At 73.2% G+C, this 5,723-nt stretch carries 7 protein-coding genes; 4 read left to right on the top strand and 3 right to left on the bottom strand.

Features of this window, described 5'->3' with window-relative positions:
* Window positions 1-76: 76 nt before the first annotated feature.
* Window positions 77-511: a nuclear transport factor 2 family protein gene (locus tag ACYVOO_RS10180; protein ID WP_461015317.1), complete on the bottom strand. Its 435-nt coding sequence runs from the start codon at window positions 509-511 to the stop codon at window positions 77-79.
* 194 nt (window positions 512-705) lie between these two features.
* Here ACYVOO_RS10180 and ACYVOO_RS10175 point away from each other — a divergent pair, with 194 nt between their 5' ends.
* The 3 genes from ACYVOO_RS10175 to ACYVOO_RS10165 all read left to right on the top strand — a co-directional run bounded on the left by ACYVOO_RS10175 (window position 706) and on the right by ACYVOO_RS10165 (window position 4,134).
* Window positions 706-1,101: a TOBE domain-containing protein gene (locus tag ACYVOO_RS10175; protein WP_453350344.1), complete on the top strand. Its 396-nt coding sequence runs from the start codon at window positions 706-708 to the stop codon at window positions 1,099-1,101.
* Window positions 1,102-1,235: 134 nt separating this feature from the next.
* The gene (gene modA / locus ACYVOO_RS10170) at window positions 1,236-2,042 is read left to right on the top strand and encodes a molybdate ABC transporter substrate-binding protein (protein WP_461015316.1); all 807 of its coding nucleotides are present in this window, start codon (window positions 1,236-1,238) and stop codon (window positions 2,040-2,042) included.
* A gap of 55 nt (window positions 2,043-2,097) precedes the next feature.
* Window positions 2,098-4,134, top strand: a complete 2,037-nt coding sequence (locus tag ACYVOO_RS10165; RefSeq protein ID WP_461015315.1) for an ABC transporter permease — start codon at window positions 2,098-2,100, stop codon at window positions 4,132-4,134.
* Between the two features lie 54 nt (window positions 4,135-4,188).
* On the opposite strand, the gene ACYVOO_RS10160 is transcribed toward ACYVOO_RS10165, so the two are convergent.
* Entirely contained in the window at window positions 4,189-4,767 is a 579-nt protein-coding gene (locus ACYVOO_RS10160; protein ID WP_461015314.1) for a YceI family protein, read from the bottom strand.
* 146 nt (window positions 4,768-4,913) lie between these two features.
* A complete protein-coding gene (locus ACYVOO_RS10155; protein WP_461015313.1) occupies window positions 4,914-5,354 on the bottom strand; it encodes a protein-tyrosine phosphatase family protein in 441 nt (146 codons plus the stop codon).
* Window positions 5,355-5,515: 161 nt separating this feature from the next.
* On the opposite strand from ACYVOO_RS10155, the gene ACYVOO_RS10150 reads away from it, so the two are divergent.
* Window positions 5,516-5,723 (top strand): hypothetical protein (locus ACYVOO_RS10150; protein ID WP_461015312.1); only part of this gene is annotated, 208 nt, incomplete at its 3' end.

Raw genomic sequence — 5,723 nt, 5'->3', positions numbered from 1 at the left:
CAACTCGGCCTTCGGCCGTCCCGTACGTGACACACAGCAACCCTACCAATATGAATAGAATTCCCGACTCAGAAGACTAGGGCGCGGGCACCAGGCCGTCCGCGATCAGTCCGTCGAGCACCGCGTCACCGAGCGCCCGCACGGCGGACTGCGGGCGGACCATCACGGCGAGCTCCTTGATCAGGCCCGCCTCGTCGAAGTGCAGCAGGTCGATGCCGTGGATCTGCTTGCCGTTCACCGTCGCGCGGAACTCCAGGATCTCCGCCGGGGTCTCGACACCATCGTGGCTCGTCTCGGCCGCGCCCTCGAAGCTGCCGACGTAGCGGAAGTCCTCGAAGGTGTGCAGCAGCACGCCGAAGAGGCCGAGGACCATGTCCCTGCCCTCGAACGGGGTGAACTTCACCGGGCTGTAGAGGCGGATGTCCTCGGTGAACAGGTCCGCGAACGCGGAGAGGTCCCGCTTCTCGACGGCGCCCCGGAAGCGTTCGGCGGTCTTCTTGCCCTGGCTCATGCTTCTCTCCCCTGCTCGGCTCGCGCCGTCCCGACGTCCACGGTCCGGCGCATGCGGTCCGGCGCATGCGGCTGTTGCTACCCACGAGTATGCACGCGGGCGCCCTGTTCCTTTCTCCAAGGGGGATCGCATCTGCTGCGTAGCATCTCCCAATGCGTTGCACATGCTAGGTAAACCGGCATACCTTGTCGCACATGCAGTCCTACACGATCGGCCAGGCCGCGCGCCTGCTCGGCGTCAGCCCCGACACGGCCCGCCGCTGGGCGGACGCGGGAAGGGTCGCCACGCACCGCGACGAGAGCGGGCGCCGCCTCATCGACGGCCGGGACCTCGCCGCCTTCTCCGTCGAGGTCGGCCAGGCGGGGAACGGCGAGGAGGACGCCTCGTACACCTCGGCGCGCAACGCCTTCCCCGGCATCGTCACCGCGGTGAAGCTGGGCGACGTCGCCGCGCAGGTGGAGATCCAGGCGGGGCCGCACCGGCTCGTGTCGCTGCTGACCCGCGAGGCGGTCGAGGAACTGGGTCTGGAGGTCGGCATGCAGGCCACCGCCAGGGTGAAATCCACCAGCGTGCACATCGACCGGCCCTGATCCGGCCCCCGACGCGGCGTCGCCGTCCCGGCCCGCGAGCGTCCAGCGCGCGACCGTTCCGGCCCGCGTCCGTCCGTCCCATCCGTCGCGACCGGCAAGCCCCGGCCCGCACCACCCCGAGGAGCTCCCTCCCCATGTCCTTCGCCTCCACCGGACGACGCACCGCTGCCGCGCTCGTGACCGCGGCCCTCCTGACCCCGCTGGCCGCCTGCGGCAGCGGCGACGACGGCGGGCGGAACACAGGCGCGGAGTCCGGCGCCTCCGGCGACGCGCCCAAGGTCGAACTGACCGTCCTCGCCGCCTCGTCCCTCACCGATGTGTTCAAGACAGCGGGCGCCGCGTACGAGAAGAAGCGCCCGGGCACGAAGGTGAAGTTCTCCTACGCCGGTTCCCAGGAACTCGCGGCGCAGGTCAAGCAGGGCGCCCCCGCCGACGCGCTGGTCACGGCCGACACCAAGACCATGGACGGGCTCTCCTCCGACACCGGCAGCCCGGAGGTCATCGCCAAGAACCGCCTCGTGATCGCCACAGGCAAGGGCAACCCGAAGAAGGTCGAAAACCTCAAGGACCTCGCGGACAGCAAGCTGAAGGTCGTGCTCGCGGCACCCGAGGTGCCCGTCGGCCGCTACAGCAAGCAGGTGCTCGACGCGCAGAAGATCGACGTCAAGCCGGTCTCCGAGGAGGCCAACGTCCGCGCCGTGCTCAGCAAGGTGGAGCTGGGCGAGGCCGACGCGGGCATCGTCTACAAGACGGACGCCGCCACCGCGCCGGGCAAGGTGGAGGCCGTCACGGTCCCCGACGACCAGAACGCCGTCGCCAGCTACCCTGCCGCGACCCTCAAGACCTCCGAACACGAGAAGGAGGCCAAGGAGTTCGTGGCGTGGCTCGGCTCGTCCGAGGCGCAGAAGATCCTCCGGGACGGCGGCTTCCAGAAGCCCTGACCCCGGCCCCCTCGCTCCCGGCCGTGCCCCCCGTACGCCCCACCCAGGGACCCCGATGAGAAGCCTCCGTATCCCCGGCTCCGGCCGCCGCGGTCCCCGTGTCCCCGGTGCCCGAGCTCCCCTGGCGCTGACCGTGCCCGCGCTGCTGGCGATCGGGTTCCTGCTGCTGCCGCTGCTCGGGATCCTCGCCCGTACCCCGTGGTCAGGGCTGGGCGGCCATCTGACCAGCCCCGGCGTCACCGAGGCGCTGCGCCTCTCGCTGGTCGTCTCCTGCTGGGCCCTGGCGCTCTCCTTCGTGCTGGGGGTGCCGCTGGCCTGGCTGCTCGCGCGGGCGCGCTTCCCCGGCAAGGCCCTGGTGCGCTCGCTGGTGCTGCTGCCCATGGTGCTGCCGCCGACGGTTGGCGGTGTCGCGCTCCTCCTGGGCTTCGGCCGTCGCGGGCTGCTGGGGCCCTGGCTGGAGGACACCTTCGGCGTCACGCTCCCGTTCCACACCTCGGGCGCCGTCGTCGCCGCGACGTTCGTCGCGATGCCGTTCCTCGTCATCAGCCTCGAAGGCACCCTGGCCGGGCTCAGACCACGCTACGAGGAGACCGCCGCCTCTCTCGGCGCCTCGCCCGTGCGGGTGTTCTTCACGGTCACGCTGCCCATGGTCACCCCGGGGCTGGCCGCGGGCGCCGCGCTCACCTGGGCGCGGGCCCTCGGCGAGTTCGGGGCGACCATCACCTTCGCCGGCAACCTGTCCGGGACCACGCAGACGCTCCCCCTCCAGGTCTATCTGCTCCTCCAGGAGGAGCCCGAGGCCGCCACGTCCGTCTCCCTGCTGCTGCTCGCCATCGCCATGGCCGTCCTGATCGGCATGCGCGGACGGTGGACGGGAAGCGCAGCGGCGAGCGCCCGGGGCGCCCGTCCCCGGCGGCCGGAGGCGGTACCGGCGGACTCCGCGCCCCCGTCCCTGCGCCCACCGCACGATCCGGGACCGGGGCCGGGGCCGGGGCCGGAAGCGGAGGCAGAAGCGGAACCCCGCGACGGTGCCTACGCGCTCCCCGCCGCCCCCTCCCGCTGGCCCCTCCACACCGACGTCACCGGCTTCACCACGCTCACCCTCGACGCCGACGCCGGTACCACCGTCGCCGTCGTCGGCCCGAACGGCGCGGGAAAGACCACCCTCCTGCGCGCCCTCCTCGGCCTCACCCCGCGCGCCCGCGCCACGCTCCGGCTCGGCGACGACGACGTCACCTCGTTGCCCCCGCACCGGCGCGGGGTGGCCTGGGTCCCCCAGGACGGCGCGCTGTTCCCCCGTCAGACCGCCCTCGCCAACACGGCGTACGGGCTGCGGGCGCAGGGCGTGCCGCGTGCCGAGGCGCGCCGGGCCGCGCAGGGGTGGCTCGACCGCCTCGGCGTCGGCCATCTCGCGCGCCGCCGCCCGGCCCAGCTCTCCGGGGGCCAGGCGCAGCGCGTCGCGCTGGCACGCGCGCTGGCGGCGCGGCCGAGGCTGCTGCTGCTCGACGAGCCGCTCGCCGCGCTCGACCAGACGACGCGCGCCCAGGTGCGGCACACGCTGCGCACCCATCTCGACGGCTTCGGCGGCGTCTGCCTGATCGTCACCCACGATCCGGTCGAGGCCGTCTCGCTGGCCGACCGCGTCCTCGTCCTCGACGAGGGCCGCACGCTCCAGGACGCCCCGCCCGCCGAGGTCACGCGCCATCCCCGTTCCCCGTGGGTGGCCCGCATGCTCGGCAGCAACGCGTGGCCCGGAACCGCTTCCGGAGGCGGCCTCGCGCTCACGGGAGGCGGCCGTCTCGTGGTCGCCGACACGCTGGAGGAGGGGACGGAGGCGCTGGCGGTCATCGCGCCCGAGGCCGTCTCGGTGCACCGGGACAAGCCGGGCGGCAGCCCCCGTAACGTCTGGCCTGGCACCGTCCGGGAGATCACCGCGCTGGGCAGCCGACTGCGCGTCCTGGTCGCCTCCGAACGGGCCCCCGACCTGATCGCGGAGGTGACCCCGGGGGCCGCCGCCGAGCTGGGCCTCGCCGACGGGGTCGCCGTCTGGACGAGCGTCAAGGCGACCGAGGTCACGCTCGTCCCGCTCTGAGCCGCCGAGCCCCCGCGTCACCAAGGAGGGCGGGCGGGGGCGCGCCACCCCTCGTCAGCGTCCGGCCACGATGTCCAGGGTGAGGGTGAGCCGTCGGCCGGTCATGCCCTTCGCCTTGGTGACGCCGAAGGCGTAGCGGTCGACGACGGCCGAGGCGTGGGCGAGGAGGCGGGCCCCGTCCGTCGCGACGGACGCGACACGCAGCTCGACGGGGGCGGTGACATCGCGCACGGTGAGGTTGCCGTGGAGAGTCACCGCGTCGTCCTCGCCGCTTCCCCCGTTCACGCCGCTCCCGCCGTCGGCCTCGCGGTCGAGTCCCGTGCTGCGGAAGGTGATCGAGGGGTACGCGGTGGCGTCGAGATAGTCGGCGGAGCGGACGTGGTGGTCCCGCTTGGCGAGACCGCTCCGGAAGCTGCGGGCACTGATCACCGCGACGACCGAGGTTTCCGCGACGTTCCCGGGAACCGTGATGTGGCCGCTCTCGATGTCGAAGGACCCCCGTACGGGGGTCAGGCCGAACACGGCGCGCGTCGCGAAGCGGACGCTCGACCTCTCGGCGTCCAGCCGGTACACGCCCGGCTCCGGCTCGCTCAGCCTTCCGGTTCCCTCTCCCGTTCCCTTCGCTGGCGTCATCGTGTCCGTCCCCCGTCGTCCGTCGTCGCCGTCGCGCTGACACCGGCAAGCGTCCCGCACCGTCCGGTCCCGTGCCACCCTCGTTCACGCGTCAACCGCGCGGCCGGAGCGCGGCGGGGGCGGGCGGCGGGGGCGGCGTTCACGCGTCAGCCGGAGAAGCGGGCGACATAGCGGCGCTGCCAGGGTGTCTCGACGGCGCGTGCGGCGTAGTGCGCCCGGACGTAGGCCACCGCCTCGCCGCCCGGCACCCCGTCCAGCACCGCGATACAGGCCAGGGCCGTGCCCGTGCGCCCGTAGCCGCCGCCGCAGGCGACCTCGACGCGCTCGGTCCGCGCCCGCTCCCAGACCTCGCGCAGCGCTTCGGCCGCGGCGGGGCGGTCGGCCGGCAGCCGGAAGTCGGGCCAGCGGAGCCACCGCGTCTCCCAGTCGGGGGCGGGCGGCTCATGGCCCAGCAGATGGAGCGCGAAGGAGGGCACGGGTCCCTCCGGCAGCGGCTTGCGCAGCCCCCTGCCACGCACGAGCCTGCCCGAGGGCAGGCGCAGCACTCCGGTGGCGGTGGGGGCCCAGGTCTCGTGAAGGGTGGTCACGGCGCGAGGGTAGCGCTGGTGGCGGGCCTGATGAGGCCCGATGAGAAAAGGCTTAAACCTTCCCCCGCACGTCCTTGCGAACCTGTCCCGTGACCTCCTGGGACGCATAACCTCTGCCTGGGGGCAAGGGGTTGAGGACGAGGGTGGAGGGCGGGGGCGGAGTGAGCAACATTCCGGAGACCGGGCGCACGCCCCGGGTCACGATCCGGTTAGTGGGGATACAGGTTCTCGTGATGTCGCTGCTGCTGACGTTGGGCGGGCGGCTGTGGTATCTCCAGGTGCGCAATGGCGACGAGTACCAGAAGGAGGCGGCGGGCAACCACGTGCAGCAGGTGGTGCAGCCCGCCACCCGGGGCTCGATCCTGGACG

Source organism: Streptomyces daliensis, assembly GCF_054782395.1.
The sequence above is the reverse complement of the archived record's forward strand: the minus strand, read 5'-3'. Positions and strand labels throughout refer to the sequence as shown.